The following is a 17,886-nucleotide window of genomic DNA, read 5'->3' as shown; positions in this document are numbered from 1 at the left end:
CCGGTGACACATCACGAGAGCGGTGCAACCGGGAGGAATAGTCCCGGTCACACACAGCGTCCTCGCTGTGTATTCGCCCACCAGCCCAAAGGGCCAGCAGGACTTCAAAGGAACCTCGCCATCCGAAGATGGACGGGGTATCAACTAATCTGGCGTTGATTTTTGGCACGCTGTTGAGTTCTCAAGGAACGGACGCTTCCTTTGTACTCACCCTCTCGGGCTTTCCTCCGGGCGCTTCCCTTCGGTCTTTCGTGTTTCCAACCTTACCAGATTCATTTTCCGTTCCGTTCCCGGTTCGGATTCTGTTTCCGGTGGCCGTTGGAGGGCCTTTGCCTTTCGGCTGATCCGACTTTATCAGAGATTCTGAGTCGGAATTTCCGCCCCGTTGAGCGAATGTTCCGAACGCACACCAGTGCGCCGGGTTTCCCTCAGGCGGAGCCGTAAACGTACTGGAGCGGGACGGCCGATGCAAATCGGGGGCCGCCCCGCTCCAGGATCACCCGACGAGGCGTCAGACCTCGACGACGACGGGGAGGATCATCGGGCGCCGACGGTAGGTGTCGGACACCCACTTGCCGACCGACCGGCGGATGAGCTGCTGCAGCTGGTGGGGCTCCGCGACACCGTCGGCAGCGGACTTCTGGATGGCCTCCTCGATCTTGGGGGCCACCGCTTCGAAGGCGGCATCCTCGATGCCGGACCCCCGGGCGTGGATGTTGGGACCGCCCAAGACCTTGCCCGTGGTGGAGTCGACGACGACGAAGACCGAGATGATGCCCTCGTCGCCGAGGATGCGGCGATCCTTCAGAGACGCCTCGGTGACGTCGCCGACCGAGAGGCCGTCGACATACACGTACCCGGCCTGCACCTTGCCGGTGATCTTGGCCTTGCCGTCGACCAGGTCGACGACAACGCCGTCCTCGGCAATGACGATGCGGTCCTTCGGCACGCCGGTCATCGCGCCGAGCTCGGCATTGGCACGGAGATGACGCCATTCGCCGTGAACCGGCATCAGGTTCTTCGGCTTGCAGATGTTGTAGAAGTACAGCAGTTCGCCGGCTGAGGCGTGGCCCGAGACGTGGACCTTCGCGTTGCCCTTGTGGACGACGTTCGCACCCCAGCGGGTGAGGCCGTTGATCACTCGGTAGACCGCGTTCTCGTTACCCGGAATGAGTGACGAGGCCAGGATGACGGTGTCGCCCTCGACGATGCGGATCTGGTGATCGCGGTTGGCCATGCGGGAGAGGGCTGCCATGGGCTCACCCTGGGAGCCCGTGCAGACCAGCACGATCTTCTCGTCGGGAAGGTCGTCGAGCGTCTTGACGTCGACCACGAGGCCCGCCGGGACCTTGAGGTAGCCGAGGTCGCGCGCGATGCCCATGTTGCGGACCATCGAGCGACCGACGAAGGCGACCCTGCGGCCGTGCTCATGGGCCGCGTCGAGGATCTGCTGGATGCGGTGCACATGGCTGGCGAAGCTGGCCACGATGATGCGCTTCTTGGCGCCCGAGAAGACACCGCGCAGCACGTTGGAGATGTCGCGCTCGTTCGGGACGAAGCCGGGGACCTCGGCGTTGGTCGAGTCGGACAGCAGGAGGTCGATGCCCTCCTCACTCAGGCGGGCGAAAGCGTGCAGGTCCGTGAGGCGGCCGTCCAGGGGGAGCTGGTCCATCTTGAAGTCGCCCGTATGGACGACCATCCCCGCGGGGGTGCGGATCGCGACGGCCAGGGCGTCCGGGATGGAGTGGTTGACCGCGACGAATTCGCAGTCGAAGGGGCCGACCCGCTCCCGGTTCCCCTCCGTGACCTCGAGGGTGTAGGGACGGATGCGGTGCTCCTGGAGCTTGGCCTCGATGAGCGCGAGGGTCAGCTTGGAGCCGATCAGCGGGATGTCCGGCTTGTGCCGGAGCAGGTACGGGACAGCGCCGATGTGGTCCTCGTGGCCGTGCGTGAGCACGATGCCCTCGACGTCGTCGAGGCGGTCCTTGATCGTGGTGAAGTCCGGCAGGATCAGATCGACGCCCGGCTGCTCCTCCTCAGGGAAGAGGACGCCGCAGTCGACGATCAGAAGCCGGCCTCCGTACTCGAAGACGGTCATGTTTCGGCCGATCTCACCGAGACCGCCGAGCGGGGTGACACGCAGGCCACCCTTCGGGAGCTTCGGCGGGGCGCCGAGTTCAGGATGCGGATGACTCAAAAGACTCTCCTCACCATGCGCGCCACGTACCGCTTGGGCACGTGGCGCGCATGACATTCGTGCACTTGCTGTTGTCGTTTTTGTCGTTCGTATTCATTTGTGAAGTCTGTGGTTACAGCTGTACCCCACCGGCGGCGAGATCGACCTTGAGCTGGGCGGTCTCGGCTTCGGTGAGCTCGACGAGCGGGAGGCGCAGCGGGCCGGAGGGCAGCCCCTGGAGGGCGAGTGCCGCCTTGGTGGTGATGACGCCCTGGGTCCGGAACATGCCGGTGAAGACCGGGAGCAGCTTCTGGTGGATCTCGGTGGCCTTCTGGACGTCGCCCGCCGTGTACGCGTCGACGAGGGCACGCAGCTCGGGGGTGACGACGTGGCCCACCACGGAGACGAAGCCGACGGCGCCGACCGAGAGCAGCGGGAGGTTGAGCATGTCGTCGCCCGAGTACCAGGCGAGGCCGCTCTGGGCGATGGCCCAGCTCGCGCGGCCGAGGTCGCCCTTGGCGTCCTTGTTGGCCACGATCCGCGGATGCTGGGCGAGGCGGACGATCGTCGCCGTGTCGATCGGGACGCCGCTGCGGCCGGGGATGTCGTACAGCATCACCGGCAGGCCGGTGCTGTCGGCGATGGCCGAGAAGTGCTGGTACAGGCCCTCCTGCGGGGGCTTGTTGTAGTACGGCGTGACAGCGAGCAGGCCGTGCGCGCCGGCGCGCTCGGCGGCGCGGGCCAGCTCGATGCTGTGGCGGGTGTCGTTGGTGCCGATTCCGGCGACGACATGCGCCCGGTCGCCCACGGCGTCGAGGACTGCCCTTACGAGCTGATCTTTCTCCGCATCGCTGGTGGTCGGCGACTCGCCCGTGGTGCCGTTGATGATCAGGCCGTCGTTGCCTGCGTCCACCAGGTGGGCGGCGAGCCGCTGCGCGCCGTCGAGGTCGAGTGCGCCGTCCGCCGTGAACGGCGTGACCATGGCGGTGAGGACCCGCCCGAAGGGGGTCTGCGGAGTGGAGATCGGAGCCATGGGTAACACGCTACTCGCTGCTCAGCGCGTAGGGTCCCCTTGGGGGACGTGACGTATGCCGTGGCCGGTGGAACCCGGCACTGCCTGCTCGGGGGTTCAAGCAGTGCCGGGTCCGTTTGATCAGCCTAGATGAACTTCTCGAAACGCCGCAATACGGACACCGAGTAAGGCTGAACCGCACATCTGTCCTCTACGGGGCGATGCGGCCGTTCGCATTGAAAGCGGCATAGGTGAGTGGCATGAGCTTCGCCCACTGCTCTTCCATCCTCTCGCCGACCATCTCGATCTCCCGCTGCGGGAAGGACGGCACCTTCGCCAGCTCATGCTGGGTGCGCAGGCCGAGGAAGTGCATCAGTGAGCGCGCGTTGCACGTCGCGTACATCGAGGAGTAGAGGCCCACGGGGAGCACGGAGCGTGCGACCTCCCGGGCGACGCCGGCGGCGAGCATCTCCTGGTAGGCCTCGTACGCCTGGCGGTACGAGTCTGCCATCACCCGGCCGGTGAGCTCCTGCTGGGCCTGGGTGCCCTCGACGAAGACGTACTTCCCGGGGCGGCCCTCCTGCACGAGCCTGCGCGACTCGTCCGGGACGTAGAACACGGGCTGCAGCTCCCGGTAGCGCCCGGATTCCTCGTTGTACGACCAGCCGACACGGTGTCGCATGAACTCGCGGAAGACGAAGATCGGGGCGCTGATGAAGAAGGTCATCGAGTTGTGCTCGAAGGGGCTGCCGTGGCGGTCCCGCATCAGATAGTTGATGAGCCCCTTCGATCGCTCCGGGTCCTTCGAGAGCTCGTCCAGGGACTGCTCGCCCGCGGTGGAGACCCGGGCCGCCCACAGCACGTCGGAGTCGCCGGCGGTGTGCTTCACCAGCTCGACGGTGACATCACTGCGGAAGCTGGGCTTGATGTCGGCGGGGATCTCGGTCACCGGCAGGGGTCCTTCCAGTTGCGTCGCACGGGCGGCGCCCACTTTACGTCTCGCCACCGACAACGACGGCAGGGGCGGCTCGTCCCGATTTTCCTCGGTCAATTCACCGGAATCGGGCACCAAATGGCAGTTCTGCGCGTCTGTACCGGTAGCCACATCCCGTTTCACACGTGAGGAGACCCACCCCATGTTCCTCCCCCAGCTACCGCTGGGTGGTACCCCCAGGCGAGAGGGCGTTCCGTTCGCTTTCGTCGCCGAGGCCGACCGCTTCCGCAGCAACGTCACTCCCCCGCCCAGGATCCGTCCGAACAGGACTCAGCTCGCGGGCCGGTGGCTGATCGGCCTGACCGTCGTGGCCGGGCTGGCGGGGTCGCTGGTCTTCGGCATGCCTGCTCTGGACTCCCACCAGGCCCCTTCCCACGCCCAGCAGTCCGAGGCCTCCGACAGCCGCTGACTCTTTCGCGCTGCGCTGACGGGTGCGGGGGACACCCCCATGGCCCCCCTGGGGTGGTCCGGCGTCAGCAGCCTCTGTAGCCTCACCAGGCACAGCCCATCGTGCTTGATGAGTGAGGATCAGCCGTGCCCCTGCCCTTTCTGACGGCCGACCGCGCCTTTGACGCGACGGCGGCGGACGACGAGGTCGCGCTCCCGTTCGACGACCATGATCTGTGGCGTCGGCCGTACCGTCCGGGGCCCTGGCGGGTGGCGGGCGCGGCGCTGTTCCTGCTGTTCGCCTCGTTCGTGCTGATCGCCGCGGTGATCATCGCCTTCGCCGGAGCGCTGCCCGGCGCAGGTCTGTGCTTCGGCCTCGCGTCGCTGGTGATCGCCATGGCGCTGCGGCTGCTGCGCATCGGCACCTGGGTGAGCCGGCACGGTCTGCGGTACGTGGGCTTCTTCTCCACCAGCACCGTCGCATGGGAGCAGGTCACAGCTCTGCGGACCGTCCAGGAGCCGGTGCGCTGGCTGGGGCTGCCGCGGACCGTGCAGGGGCAGGCGCTCGTGCTCGTACGCGAGGCCGGCGAGCCGCTTCCGCTGCTCACCGACCACAACGCGGATTTCCTGTCACGGGTCGAGGCGTTCGACCGTGCGGCCGACACCATCGAGGCGTGGGGCGCCGAATACCGTCCCTCGTAGTCCGGGGACGGCAGGGCCGTCCCCGGCACGGATCGGATCGGATCGGATCGGATCAGACTCCGACGGGCTTCCCGTCGTGCAGTGCGATCGCACGCTGCATGGCCTTGCGGGCGCGCGGGGTGTCCCGGGCGTCGTGATAGGCGACGGCAAGCCGGAACCAGCAGCGCCAGTCCTCGGGCGAGTCCTCGGTCTCCGCGCGCCGCTTGGCGAAAACGGCGTCGGCCGAGTCGCGGTCGATCCGCCCGCCGGGGGTGCGGACCAGCTCGTCGACCGGCAGTCCGCCTTCCGCGTCCAGCTCGGCGGCGAGGGCATTGGCCTTCTTGACGAACTGGGTGTTCTTCCAGAGGAACCAGATTCCGATCACCGGCAGGATCAGCACCGAGACACCGAAGGTGACGGTGAGCGCCGTGCCCTGCTGGATCAGCATCAGGCCCCGGCTGCCGACCAGGACGAAGTAGACGACCAGGACGGCAGCCGTGAGGAAGTAGGAGATCTTCGCGCGCATGGGGGCCTCAGTCGAGGTCGAGGAAGTTCTCGAGGCCGAAGGTGAGCCCCGGTGTGGTCACCACGCGGCGCACACCGAGCAGGATGCCCGGCATGAAGCTGCTGTGGTGCAGGGAGTCGTGGCGGATGGTGAGGGTCTCGCCCTCGCCGCCGAGCAGGACCTCCTGGTGGGCCAGCAGACCGCGGAGCCGTACGGCGTGCACCGGCACCCCGTCGACATCGGCGCCGCGTGCGCCGTCCAGCGCGGTGACGGTGGCGTCGGGCTGAGGGGCACAGCCGGCCTCGGCGCGGGCCGCCGCGATCAGCTGGGCCGTACGGGTAGCGGTACCCGAGGGGGCGTCCGCCTTGTTCGGGTGATGCAGCTCGACGACCTCGACCGACTCGAAGTAGCGCGCGGCCTGGGCGGCGAACTTCATGGTGAGCACGGCGCCGATGGAGAAGTTGGGCGCGATGAGCACGCCCGTCTCCGGGGAGGCGTCCAGTGAGGTGCGCAGATGCGCGAGGCGCTCGTCGGTCCAGCCGGTGGTGCCGACAACGGCGTGGATGCCGTGGCGCACGCAGAAGTCGAGATTGCCCATCACCGAGGCGGGGGTGGTCAGTTCGACCGCGACCTGGGCGCCGGTCTCGGCGAGGGTCTCCAGCTTGTCGCCACGGCCGAGCGCGGCGACGAGTTCCATGTCATCGGCGGCCTCGACGGCTCGTACCGCCTCGGAGCCGATACGGCCCTTGGCGCCGAGGACGGCCACGCGCAGCTTGCTCATGCTTGTGCTCTCTCCATGAGACGGACTTCTACGAGACGGATTCGTGCAGGCGGTCCGCCTGCTTGTCCTTGAGCGGGCCGATCACCGCCAGCGATGGACGCTGTCCCAGTACATCGCGGGCAACCGCGCGTACGTCGTCCGGGGTGACCGCGGCCATGTTCGCCAGCATGTCATCGACCGACATCTGGTCGCCCCAGCACAGCTCGCTCTTGCCGATCCGGTTCATCAGGGCGCCCGTGTCCTCGAGGCCGAGGACGGTGGAGCCGGAGAGCTGGCCGATCGCGCGGCCGATCTCGTCGTCCGACAGTCCTTCTGCGGCCACCCGGTCGAGTTCACCGCGGCAGATCTTCAGCACGTCGTGGACCTGGCTCGGGCGGCAGCCCGCATAGACGCCGAAGAGGCCGCAGTCGGCGAAGCCCGAGGTGTACGAGTACACGCTGTAGGCGAGGCCACGCTTCTCGCGGACCTCCTGGAAGAGACGGGAGGACATGCCGCCGCCGAGGGCCGTGTTCAGTACGCCGAGAGCCCAGCGGCGGTCGTCGGTGCGGGCCAGACCCGGCATGCCGAGGACCACATGGGCCTGCTCGGTCTTTCGTCCGATCACGTCGACGCGGCCTGCGGCCTTGATGGTGCGCCGGCCGTCGCGGGGAGCGACCGGGAGGGCGTCCGTACGGGACAGGGACCCGGCCTTGTCGAAGGCCTTGCGGACCTGGCGTACGACCGTGGCGTGGTCGATGTTGCCGGCGGCGGCGACGACCAGATGGGTCGGGTCGTAGTGCTTCTTGTAGAAGCGGGCGATCCGCGAGCGGTCCAGAGCGTTGATGGTGTCGACGGTACCCAGGACCGGGCGGCCCAGCGGGGTGTCGCCGAACATGGTGCGCGCGAAGAGATCGTGGACGACGTCGCCCGGGTCGTCCTCCGTCATCGCGATCTCTTCGAGGATGACGCCGCGCTCGGCGTCGACGTCCTCTTCGAGGATCAGCGAGCCGGTGAGCATGTCGCAGACGACATCGATCGCCAGCGGCAGGTCGGTGTCGAGCACGCGCGCGTAGTAGCAGGTGTACTCCTTCGCCGTGAAGGCGTTCATCTCGCCGCCGACCGCGTCGATCGCGGAGGAGATGTCGAGGGCGGACCGCTTGTGCGTGCCCTTGAAGAGGAGGTGCTCGAGGTAGTGCGTGGCTCCGTTGAGCGAAGGGGTCTCGTCACGGGAGCCGACGTGTGCCCAGATGCCGAAGGTGGCCGAGCGTACGGAGGGGAGAGTCTCGGTGACGATGCGCAGACCGCCGGGGAGGACCGTGCGGCGGACCGTGCCGATGCCGCGCTCGCCCTGGAGAAGCGTTTGGGTACGGGCGACGGCCCGCGCCTCCGAGGAGGTGCGGGCCGTCGTCCTGGAACTACGGGACGTCACTTGTCGGCGTCGTCCTTCTTGTCGTTGTCGGCGTTCTCTTCGTCCGACTCACCCTCGACGACGGGGATGAGGGACAGCTTGCCGCGCTGGTCGATCTCGGCGATCTCGACCTGGACCTTGTGGCCCACGCCCAGCACGTCCTCGACGTTCTCCACGCGCTTGCCGCCGGCGAGCTTGCGGATCTGCGAGATGTGCAGCAGGCCGTCCTTGCCCGGGAGCAGGGAGACGAACGCACCGAAGGTCGTGGTCTTGACGACCGTGCCCAGGTAGCGCTCGCCGACCTCCGGCATGGTCGGGTTGGCGATGCCGTTGATCGTGGCGCGGGCGGCCTCGGCGGCCGGGCCGTCGGCGGCACCGATGTAGATGGTGCCGTCGTCCTCGATCGTGATCTCGGCGCCGGTGTCCTCCTGGATCTGGTTGATCATCTTGCCCTTGGGGCCGATGACCTCACCGATCTTGTCCACCGGGATCTTGACGGTGATGATCCGCGGGGCGTTCGGGGACATCTCGTCCGGGGTGTCGATCGCTTCCATCATCACGTCGAGGATGTGGAGGCGGGCGTCACGGGCCTGCTTGAGGGCCGCGGCCAGGACGGAGGCCGGGATGCCGTCCAGCTTGGTGTCGAGCTGGAGGGCGGTGACGAACTCCTTCGTACCGGCGACCTTGAAGTCCATGTCACCGAAGGCGTCCTCCGCACCGAGGATGTCGGTGAGGGCGACGTAGTGCGTCTGGCCGTCGATCTCCTGGGAGATCAGACCCATGGCGATACCGGCGACGGGGGCCTTCAGCGGCACACCGGCGTTCAGCAGCGACATGGTGGAGGCGCAGACGGAGCCCATGGACGTCGAACCGTTGGAGCCGAGGGCCTCGGACACCTGGCGGATCGCGTACGGGAACTCTTCGCGCGACGGCAGCACCGGCACGATGGCGCGCTCGGCCAGGGCGCCGTGACCGATCTCGCGGCGCTTCGGCGAACCGACGCGGCCGGTCTCACCGACGGAGTACGGCGGGAAGTTGTAGTTGTGCATGTAGCGCTTGCGGGTCACCGGGGAAAGGGTGTCCAGCTGCTGCTCCATGCGGAGCATGTTGAGGGTGGTGACGCCCAGGATCTGGGTCTCGCCACGCTCGAACAGGGCCGAGCCGTGCACGCGCGGGATGGCCTCGACCTCGGCGGCGAGCGTACGGATGTCCGTGACGCCACGGCCGTCGATGCGCTTCTTCTCCTTGATCACACGCTCACGGACCAGGGACTTGGTCAGCGCGCGGTAAGCGGCGGAGATCTCCTTCTCGCGACCCTCGAACTGCGGGAGCAGCTTCTCGGCGGCCAGACCCTTGACGCGGTCCAGCTCGGCCTCGCGCTCCTGCTTGCCGGGAATGGTCAGCGCCTGGGTGAGCTCGTCCTTGACCGCGGCGGTGAGCGCCTCCAGGACGTCGTCCTGGTACTCGAGGAAGACGGGGAACTCGCCGGTCGGCTTGGCGGCCTTGGCGGCAAGGTCCGCCTGGGCCTTGCAGAGGACCTTGATGAAGGGCTTCGCGGCCTCGAGACCGGCGGCGACGACCTCCTCGGTCGGCGCCTCGGCTCCGCCCTTGACCAGCTCGATGGTCTTGGAGGTGGCCTCGGCCTCGACCATCATGATCGCCACGTCGCCGTCCTCCAGGACGCGGCCCGCGACGACCATGTCGAAGACGGCGTTCTCGAGCTCGCTGTGGGTCGGGAAGGCCACCCACTGGCCGTCGATCAGCGCGACACGGGTGCCGCCGATCGGGCCGGAGAAGGGCAGGCCGGCCAGCTGCGTGGAGCAGGAGGCGGCGTTGATCGCGACCACGTCGTACAGGTGGTCGGGGTTGAGCGCCATGATCGTCTCGACGATCTGGATCTCGTTGCGCAGGCCCTTCCTGAAGGACGGGCGCAGCGGGCGGTCGATCAGGCGGCAGGTGAGGACCGCGTCCTCGGACGGGCGTCCTTCACGGCGGAAGAAGGAGCCGGGGATCTTGCCCGCGGCGTACATCCGCTCCTCGACGTCGACCGTCAGAGGGAAGAAGTCCAGCTGGTCCTTGGGCGTCTTGGACGCGGTGGTGGCCGACAGCACCATGGTGTCGTCGTCCAGGTACGCCACGGCGGAACCGGCGGCCTGCTTGGCCAGGCGGCCCGTCTCGAAGCGGATGGTACGGGTGCCGTAGGAGCCGTTGTCGATGACGGCCTCGGCGTAGTGGGTCTCGTTCTCCACCAGCAATATCTCCTCGTCTGCGTCCCCACGCCCGTGTGGCGGGAGGACGGTGGCGGAGAAGCGCGCCTTGTGTGCGGGCCGGTCTTCGATCGAAGCACCCGGGGAATGTGTTCCGGGGGCCACTACCGAGGACCGGCGGCGGAGGGGCGCTCCTCCTCGTCCTTTTTTGCGTTGTTGCGTTTTCGGGTACTGCGCTGTCACCAGGTTACTGAGGTTCACCGCAGGACCGCATGTACAGCAAAGGGAGCGGCCCCCTAAGTGTGGGAACCGCTCCCTTCACGGCGTCTTACTTCGCGCCGCCTGCCGCACCGCGACGGATGCCCAGGCGGTCGACCAGCGTACGGAAGCGCTGGATGTCCTTCTTGGCCAGGTACTGCAGCAGCCGGCGGCGCTGACCGACCAGGATCAGCAGACCACGGCGGGAGTGGTGGTCGTGCTTGTGGGTCTTCAGGTGCTCGGTCAGGTCCGAGATGCGGCGGGAGAGCATCGCGACCTGGACCTCGGGGGAGCCGGTGTCGCCCTCCTTGGTGCCGAACTCGGCCATGATCTGCTTCTTCGTAGCGGCGTCGAGAGACACTCGGTACTCCTCGTTGGTGTTCGATGCGCCCACGAGTGCCCCTGGTCTGTGTCTCAGGGGAGCTTCCGTGACTCGAAGGCGAAGGCACGATGGGCGCTGCTCCCAGCTGCGCGGAGGCGAGGCTGAGGGCGCGTACACAAACGGCCGTCACACAGCGTACCAGTCCTGCTGACGGGCCTGGTCCCGCGGCCTGTCCCGCCGGATCTTGCCGGGCCCGCGTGGTCCGGCCTGATCCGGACGAAGGACCCTAGCTGGTCAGGGACCGGGCGGCGTCGAAGACGTCCAGTACGGCCAGGCAGAGCGGGACCAGGGAGAGCAGCACCGCGCCCTCGGTGAGGTCGAGCAGCCGGCCCCAGAAGGGCGAGAGGCCCTTCTTCGGGATGACCAGCCCGATCGCGGTGATCAGTGCCGCTCCGGCGGCGACGGCGGCGGCGAGCCAGATCGTACGGATGTCCAGGCCGCCCCGGTCCCCGAAGATCAGCAGATCCTTGACCAGGTCGGCCGGCGGGTTCAGGGAGAGCCCCAGGATGAGCAGGGCGATCGCGCCGATGCCGGCCACCAGGGCGCAGGCGACCTGCGAGGTGTAGCGGAAGAGGCGGGCCCGCAGCAGCATCGCCAGCCCGGCCGCCAGCGCCAGGAACTGTCCCCAGACGTTGCCGGCGAAGCCGAGGACCGCGGCGGAGCCGATGACGACAGAGGCGCACCCGCCGACGAGGCCGAGCAGCATCTCGTGGCCGCGGCGGGCCTGGGCGGCGATCCGGTCCGCGTCGACGGGCTGGGCCGCGGGGAGCTCGTTCGGGTCGGCGTGGAAGTCGTCGTCGGCGGCGCTGCGCGGCGAGGCGTACCCGATGGGGAGCCGTGCGAAGCGGGCCGAGAGCCCCGGCAGGAAGGCGACCAGACCGATGGCCGCGGGCGCGCAGACCGCCGCCGCCGCGGTGGCGGAGGCCTCGGTGAGGATCGCGGCGAAGGTGGCGAGGGTGCCGACGGTCGCCAGGAAGGTCGCGGCGACGAAGGGGGCGTCACCGCTCGGCGTGAGCACGACCAGGGCGACCGAGGCGACCAGGACGGTCACACAGCCCAGCAGGAACTGCAGTCGGCCGGGCCCGTGACCGGCCGCCGGTCCCACGATCCCGGAGCCGGCGATGAGCAGCAGCGGAAGCGCACCGAGGCCGAGGGCCACGGCGGTCGCGCGGTCGGCGTAGACCCTGGCCCGCACACCGGCGAAGGCGGTCAGCAGCACACCGGCCGAGCCGGCGATGACGCCGGGAAGGCTGTGCATGTCGTGGTGGACGGGGTCCGCGAACCAGAGCACGAAGCCCATGAGGACGAGCAGCAGCACCCCGCCGACGAGTCCGGCACCGCGCAGCAGGTCGTCGCTCCACAGATGGCGGTCCCGGCTGACGGCCGCGGCGACGGCGTCGGACACGTCGTCGAAGACCGCGGGCGGCAGCGACTGGGCGAACGGGCGCAGGCTGAGCAACTCGCCGTCGAGCACCTGCTGCGCCGCCAGCGTGCGGGCGCCGTCGAGGACGGTGCCGTCACGGCGGACCAGGTGGTACCCGGTGGGAGTTCCCGCCGACTGCGTCTGGCCGGTGAGCCGCAGGATCTCCGGATAGACGTCGGCAACGGCGATGTCCTCGGGGAGGGCGACGTCGATCCGGCTGTCGGGCGCCACGACAGTGACGCGGCAGAAGCCGGTCGCTGCGGTCGTACTCACGTGTCTGGACCCCCTGAATGGCGATGGCGCGCGGGCTGATTCGCGGTTGCGCACGGTGCGCGGACACCCTACCGGGACGTGGTGTCACCGGCTGCAAGTAGGATCACCGTCGCGCGCGGGAAGTCCGCGCCGCCAAGGCAGTCACGGGGGCGCCGGTGCGGAATCCGGCAATGTCGGACCCCGGCTTGCGCCCGTATCCGAGGGATTGATGTTCCGGTGAGCCAGATCGTCGTCAAACGCCCGCCGCGCTCCCTTCCGCCTGAAGTGCCCACGGAGGAGCTGACTCTGGAGTCCCCGCCGGAACTGCCGCGGGGGCAGCAGGAGTCGATGCTGATGCAGCTTCTGCCGATGCTCGGCATGGGCTCGTCGGTGGTCTTCTTCTTCATGCCGAACGCCCATCCGTTCATGCGGATCATGGGTGTTCTGATGCTGGTGTCGACGGTCGCCATGGCGATCGCGCAGCTCGTCAGGTTCCGCAAGGGTACGCAGGGGCAAATTGCCGATGTCCGGCGCGACTATCTCAAATACCTCGCTCAGACGCGGCGTACGGTGCGCAGGACCGCGCGGACGCAGCGCGATGCGCAGTTGTATCTGCACCCCTCCCCCGAGCAGCTGTGGTCGGTGGTGGCCGAGGGCTCACGGGTGTGGGAACGGCGGGTCGGTGACAACGACTTCGGGCAGGTGCGCATCGGCCTCGGTGCCCAGCAGCTGTCGACGCCGCTGATCGCGCCGGACACGGCGCCGGTGGATGAGCTGGAGCCGCTGTGCGCGGGTGCGATGCAGCAGTTCCTGGCGGTGCACGGCTCGTTGGACGGGCTGCCGATGGCCGTGTCGATGCGGGCGTTCTACCACGTGACGGTGTCCGGTGAGCCGGAGTCGGCGCAGTCGACGGCCCGTGCGCTGGTGTCGCAGCTGGTGACGCTGCACTCCCCCGAGGACCTGATGGTCGCGGTGGTCGCGGCGCCGGGCGCGGTCGCGCGCTGGGAGTGGACGAAGTGGCTTCCGCACAGCCAGGTGCCGGGGCAGATCGACGGGGCCGGTACGAAGCGGCTGTTCGGCGACGATCTGGGCGAGCTGGAGCAGCTGCTGCGCGGCAGGCTGGACGGCCGGCCGCGGTTCGGCCGGGACAGCCGGCCGGTGCTCGACCAGCCGCACATCGTGGTGGTGCTCGACGGTGGGATGGTGCCGCCTGACTCGCTGTTCGCGGCGGCCGAGGGACTGCAGGGCGTCACCATCGTCGAGGTCGTCCCGGGGGAGCTCGACGAGCCCCGGGGCGGGCTCTCGATCGTCGTACGGCCCGGGCGGCTCCGGCTGGAGTCGGGCGCGGGTTACGCGTACGAGGGTCTCGCGGACGGAATCTCCCTGCCCGCGGCCGAGGCGCTGGCGCGGCAGCTCGCGCCGCTGCGGATGGGTGGTGGCGGCGACGACGAACCGCTGCTCGCCAACCTGGACTTCACGGATCTCCTGAACCTGGGCGACGCGGCTTCGGTCGATGTGACCCGCACATGGCGGCCACGTTCGACGGCGGAGCGGCTGCGGGTGCCGATCGGGGTCGGCGAGGACGGCCGGCCGGTGATGCTGGACCTCAAGGAGGCCGCGCAGGAGGGCATGGGCCCGCACGGGTTGTGTGTCGGTGCCACCGGTTCCGGGAAGTCGGAGCTGCTGCGGACGCTCGTGCTCGGACTTGCCGTGACGCATCCGTCCGAGACGCTGAACTTCGTGCTCGCCGACTTCAAGGGTGGCGCGACCTTCGCGGGCATGTCGCAGATGCCGCATGTGGCGGCGGTCATCACCAACCTGTCGGACGATCTGACCCTGGTCGACCGCATGGGCGACGCGATCCGCGGTGAGCTGCAGCGCCGTCAGGAGCTGCTGCGCTCGGCGGGCAACTACGCCAACATCCACGACTACGAGAAGGCGCGGGCGGCCGGCGCACCGCTGGAGCCACTGGCCTCGCTGGTCCTGGTCATCGACGAGTTCTCCGAACTGCTCACCGCGAAGCCGGACTTCATCGACATGTTCATCCAGATCGGCCGTATCGGCCGGTCGCTGGGTGTCCATCTGCTGCTTGCCTCCCAGCGCCTGGAGGAGGGCAAACTGCGCGGCCTGGACACGTATCTGTCGTACCGGATCGGTCTGCGGACGTTCTCCGCGGCCGAGTCGCGTACGGCGATCGGTGTGCCCGACGCCTATCACCTGCCGTCGGTGCCGGGATCCGGCTACCTGAAGTTCGGTACGGAGGAGATGACGCGGTTCAAGGCCGCGTACGTCTCGGGCACCTACCGCACGGGCGGACCGCAGCTCTCCGCCGGCCAGCTGCCGATCGAGCGGCTGCCCGCCGTCTTCACCGCGGCGCCGGTGCCCGTGGTGTACTCGGCGCCCGACCCGGCGTATCTCGCCGCGTCCCGCGAGAGCGAGGACGACGCACTCGCGGACACCGTGCTCGATGTGATCGTGCGCCGGCTTGAGGGGCAGGGCGTACCCGCGCACCAGGTGTGGCTGCCGCCGCTGGACCAGGCACCGCCCCTGGACCAGTTGCTGCCGGGGCTCGCGCAGACCGCTGACCGCGGTCTGACGGCGACCGAGTACACGCGCCCGGGCGGGCTGGTCGTCCCGCTCGGACTGATCGACAAGCCCTTCGAGCAGCGTCGCGAGGTGCTGTACCGCGACTTCTCCGGCGCGGCGGGCCACATGATGGTCGTCGGCGGTCCGCAGTCCGGCAAGTCGACGATGATGCGCACGCTGATCTCCTCGTTCGCGCTCACCCACACCCCGCACGAAGTGCAGTTCTACGCACTGGACTTCGGAGGTGGCGGTCTCGCCTCGCTCGGGGACCTGCCGCATGTGGGCGGGGTCGCCTCGCGGCTCGATCCCGAGCGGGTACGGCGTACGGTCGCGGAGGTCGCGGGCGTGCTGAACCGGCGCGAGGAGTTCTTCCGCTCGCACGGCATCGACTCGATCGCCACCTACCGGCGCAAGCGGGCATCGGGTGAACTGCCCGGCGAGGCATGGGGCGACGTTTTCCTCGTGATCGACGGCTGGGGCGGCTTCAAGGGCGACTACGAGATGCTGGAGCCCGTCGTCGCGGACATCGCGGCGCGCGGTCTCGGTTACGGCATCCATGTCGTCATCACCGCCGCGCGCTACATGGAGGTGCGTGCGGCGCTCAAGGACCAGATGCTGGGCAGGCTCGAGCTGCGCCTCGGTGACGTGATGGACTCCGAGTTCGACCGCAAGGTCGCGGCGAACGTGCCCGCGGGAGTGCCGGGCCGCGGCCAGGTACCCGAGAAGTTGCACTTCATGGGTGCGCTGCCGCGGATCGACGGTTCGAGCAGCTCCGTCGATCTGGCGGACGGCACTGCGGCGTTCGTGCAGGCGGTGAAGGGAAGCTGGGCGGGTGCGGCTGCTCCGGGCGTCCGGCTGCTGCCGCGCATGCTGCGCGCGGACCAGTTGCCGAAGGGCTTCGAGTTCCCGCAGCAGGGCATCGCGATCGGCATCGACGAGACCGATCTGGAGCCGGTGTTCGTCGACTTCGAGTCCGACCCGTTCCTGATGGTCTTCGGTGAGAGCGAGTCCGGTAAGACCGGTCTGCTCCGGCTGATCGCCAAGCAGCTCTCCGAGCGCTACACCCCGGAGCAGGCGCGGATCGTCGTGGGTGACTACCGGCGCACGATGCTCGAGGCGGTCGCTCCGTCGCATCTGCTCGAGTACGCGCCGATGGCATCGGCCATGCAGATGCACATGGACGCGATCAACACGGTGATGACGAAGCGCGCCCCGAAGCCGGACATCACGCCGCAGCAGCTGCGCGACCGGAGCTGGTGGAACGGGCCGCAGCTCTTCGTCCTGATCGACGACTACGAGCTGGTCGCCACGAACTCCGGCAATCCGCTGCAGGTGCTCGTGGAGAACCTGCCGTTCGCACGGGACGTCGGTATCCGCTTCATCGTCGCGCGGAGCGCGGCCGGGGCCTCGCGGGCGCTCTACGAGCCGTTCATGCAGCGCATGAAGGAGCTCGGCGCTCAGGGCGTGATCCTCTCCGGCGACCCGGGCGAGGGCGACATCCTCGGCCATGTCCGGGCCCGCCCGATGCCTCCGGGGCGCGGCACGTTCGTGTCGCGCAAGCGGGGGACGCCGCTGGTGCAGCTGGGATGGCTGCCGGACCGGTAGGAGGAACAACAGCAGAACGAGGCCGGCCAGGTGGTGTTCCTGGACGGGATGACAGGCGGGCCGGCCCGGCCGGACACGGCCGGGCCGGCGGAGCTCGTCCCGCCCGGTTCCGGCCCGGGACTTCCACGGGCCCGACCCCGCCGCCCGACCCGTATCGGGCGGCTTCGGACGACTTCGGACGGCTTCGGACGACTTCGCCACGGCCGTCGGGAAGGCGAAGGACCGGCTACCGGGAGTCCGTGCAGCTCGTGGACCCGGAACCCGCCGACGAGGTGGAGCGCGGGTGGCTCTTCGCCGTCAGCACGGAGGCGTTCATCGGCACCCGGCGACCGGCGGCACGGCAAGCTCGATGCCGCCGTGGTCGTACCGAAGGCCGCGGCCCAGCCGTTTGCCTGCCCAACTCTCCCCCTGGGCCTGGCTCGACGCATGGAACGACGGCGCCGAGCCCGGCGACGGAACGCTCGGCCTGCCGCCGCGGCCCGGTGACGCGGCCTGGCTCCCGGCGGCGCTCGGCGGGCTCGGGTGTCCGGTTGTCTCGGCATCGGAGCACTCCGAACGGCTCTCGTCGCCGGACGAGTTGCCGGCCATGGAGGTGGGTTCCCGTGCCCTGTCCGGGCGCGACGGACGGACCGCAGGGGTCGGGAGTCGGCCGGGCTCGTGCTCACCGGCTTCCGGTCCGAGCAGGGTATCGGGATGGCGGACAGCTCGGCGTCGCCGTTCACCGATCTCAACGAGCCGGCCGCCGCACGTTTTCACCTGATCCGGTACCGGTGATCACCGCCCGCTCGTACGGAGCTGCCCAGTAGGGTGAATCCATCGCTCGACAGCAATACCCGGACATACCCGGAAGGGACCGCGCCCATGACCGACGCAGCTGACAAGGAACGTCAGAAGGAAGAGCTGTACGCGCTCGACATCTCCGGCGTCGAGTGGCAAGGGGCGCCAGGGACGAGCCCGGACGAGGAGCGGGTGGAGATCGCGCATCTGCCCGGCGGGGCGGTGGCGATGCGGTCGTCGCTCGATCCGGAGACCGTGCTGCGGTACACGGAAGCCGAGTGGCGTGCGTTCGTACTGGGGGCACGGGACGGGGAGTTCGACCTCAGGTAGTCATACCGGAACGTGAAGGGGGGTGGCCGCCCCGCGGGGGGGCCCCCCCCGCACCAGTCCCAGAGCCCGACGGCGGCGGGCCCCTGAGTCCAACCCCCAGCGGGAAACGGCCGCCCTGGCCCTCTCGGTGTGGCGGGGTCCCC

The 17,886-nt window shown here is 69.0% G+C and carries 14 protein-coding genes; 5 read left to right on the top strand and 9 right to left on the bottom strand.

Annotated elements, in window-relative coordinates:
- Window positions 1-511: 511 nt before the first annotated feature.
- The 3 genes from ACFU5O_RS13425 to thyX all read right to left on the bottom strand — a co-directional run bounded on the left by ACFU5O_RS13425 (window position 512) and on the right by thyX (window position 4,137).
- The gene (locus ACFU5O_RS13425; protein WP_384239656.1) at window positions 512-2,197 is read right to left on the bottom strand and encodes a ribonuclease J; all 1,686 of its coding nucleotides are present in this window, start codon (window positions 2,195-2,197) and stop codon (window positions 512-514) included.
- Between the two features lie 112 nt (window positions 2,198-2,309).
- Complete coding sequence (gene dapA, locus ACFU5O_RS13420) at window positions 2,310-3,209, bottom strand: 4-hydroxy-tetrahydrodipicolinate synthase (protein WP_384239655.1); 900 nt, start codon at window positions 3,207-3,209, stop codon at window positions 2,310-2,312.
- A gap of 190 nt (window positions 3,210-3,399) precedes the next feature.
- Window positions 3,400-4,137, bottom strand: a complete 738-nt coding sequence (gene thyX, locus ACFU5O_RS13415; RefSeq protein ID WP_384239653.1) for an FAD-dependent thymidylate synthase — start codon at window positions 4,135-4,137, stop codon at window positions 3,400-3,402.
- Between the two features lie 187 nt (window positions 4,138-4,324).
- Here thyX and ACFU5O_RS13410 point away from each other — a divergent pair, with 187 nt between their 5' ends.
- Both ACFU5O_RS13410 and ACFU5O_RS13405 read left to right on the top strand, forming a co-directional pair.
- Window positions 4,325-4,591 (top strand): hypothetical protein, encoded by a 267-nt coding sequence (locus ACFU5O_RS13410; protein WP_384239652.1) that lies wholly within the window; start codon window positions 4,325-4,327, stop codon window positions 4,589-4,591.
- Window positions 4,592-4,716: 125 nt separating this feature from the next.
- Entirely contained in the window at window positions 4,717-5,271 is a 555-nt protein-coding gene (locus ACFU5O_RS13405) for a hypothetical protein (RefSeq protein ID WP_384239650.1), read from the top strand.
- Window positions 5,272-5,323: 52 nt separating this feature from the next.
- Here ACFU5O_RS13405 and ACFU5O_RS13400 read toward each other — a convergent pair whose 3' ends face one another.
- The 6 genes from ACFU5O_RS13400 to eccD all read right to left on the bottom strand — a co-directional run bounded on the left by ACFU5O_RS13400 (window position 5,324) and on the right by eccD (window position 12,466).
- Window positions 5,324-5,776 (bottom strand): hypothetical protein, encoded by a 453-nt coding sequence (locus tag ACFU5O_RS13400; RefSeq protein WP_384239648.1) that lies wholly within the window; start codon window positions 5,774-5,776, stop codon window positions 5,324-5,326.
- 7 nt (window positions 5,777-5,783) lie between these two features.
- Window positions 5,784-6,536 (bottom strand): 4-hydroxy-tetrahydrodipicolinate reductase, encoded by a 753-nt coding sequence (dapB, locus tag ACFU5O_RS13395; RefSeq protein ID WP_384239647.1) that lies wholly within the window; start codon window positions 6,534-6,536, stop codon window positions 5,784-5,786.
- Between the two features lie 28 nt (window positions 6,537-6,564).
- On the bottom strand, window positions 6,565-7,944 hold the full coding sequence (locus ACFU5O_RS13390) for a M16 family metallopeptidase (protein ID WP_384239645.1): 1,380 nt from the start codon (window positions 7,942-7,944) through the stop codon (window positions 6,565-6,567).
- Window positions 7,941-10,172, bottom strand: a complete 2,232-nt coding sequence (locus tag ACFU5O_RS13385; protein ID WP_384239643.1) for a polyribonucleotide nucleotidyltransferase — start codon at window positions 10,170-10,172, stop codon at window positions 7,941-7,943. The genes ACFU5O_RS13390 and ACFU5O_RS13385 overlap by 4 nt, the downstream gene beginning before the upstream one ends.
- Window positions 10,173-10,458: 286 nt before the next feature.
- Complete coding sequence (rpsO, locus tag ACFU5O_RS13380) at window positions 10,459-10,749, bottom strand: 30S ribosomal protein S15 (RefSeq protein WP_006346214.1); 291 nt, start codon at window positions 10,747-10,749, stop codon at window positions 10,459-10,461.
- 247 nt (window positions 10,750-10,996) lie between these two features.
- Complete coding sequence (gene eccD, locus ACFU5O_RS13375) at window positions 10,997-12,466, bottom strand: type VII secretion integral membrane protein EccD (protein ID WP_384239642.1); 1,470 nt, start codon at window positions 12,464-12,466, stop codon at window positions 10,997-10,999.
- Window positions 12,467-12,682: 216 nt separating this feature from the next.
- Here eccD and eccCa point away from each other — a divergent pair, with 216 nt between their 5' ends.
- Genes eccCa through ACFU5O_RS13360 form a run of 3 tightly spaced genes read left to right on the top strand, consistent with a single transcriptional unit; the run spans window position 12,683 to window position 17,743 of the window.
- Entirely contained in the window at window positions 12,683-16,636 is a 3,954-nt protein-coding gene (eccCa, locus tag ACFU5O_RS13370; RefSeq protein ID WP_384239640.1) for a type VII secretion protein EccCa, read from the top strand.
- The gene (locus tag ACFU5O_RS13365; RefSeq protein WP_384239638.1) at window positions 16,618-17,442 is read left to right on the top strand and encodes a YrhB domain-containing protein; all 825 of its coding nucleotides are present in this window, start codon (window positions 16,618-16,620) and stop codon (window positions 17,440-17,442) included. Before eccCa ends, ACFU5O_RS13365 begins: the two co-directional genes overlap by 19 nt.
- 55 nt (window positions 17,443-17,497) lie before the next feature.
- The gene (locus ACFU5O_RS13360; RefSeq protein WP_384239636.1) at window positions 17,498-17,743 is read left to right on the top strand and encodes a DUF397 domain-containing protein; all 246 of its coding nucleotides are present in this window, start codon (window positions 17,498-17,500) and stop codon (window positions 17,741-17,743) included.
- Window positions 17,744-17,886 lie beyond the last annotated feature (143 nt).

Origin of the sequence: Streptomyces sp. NPDC057445, from assembly GCF_042802855.1 — a bacterium.
In the GTDB taxonomy this organism is placed as follows: domain Bacteria; phylum Actinomycetota; class Actinomycetes; order Streptomycetales; family Streptomycetaceae; genus Streptomyces.
Note: the sequence above shows the minus strand (reverse complement) of the source record. Positions and strands in the feature narration are given on the sequence as shown.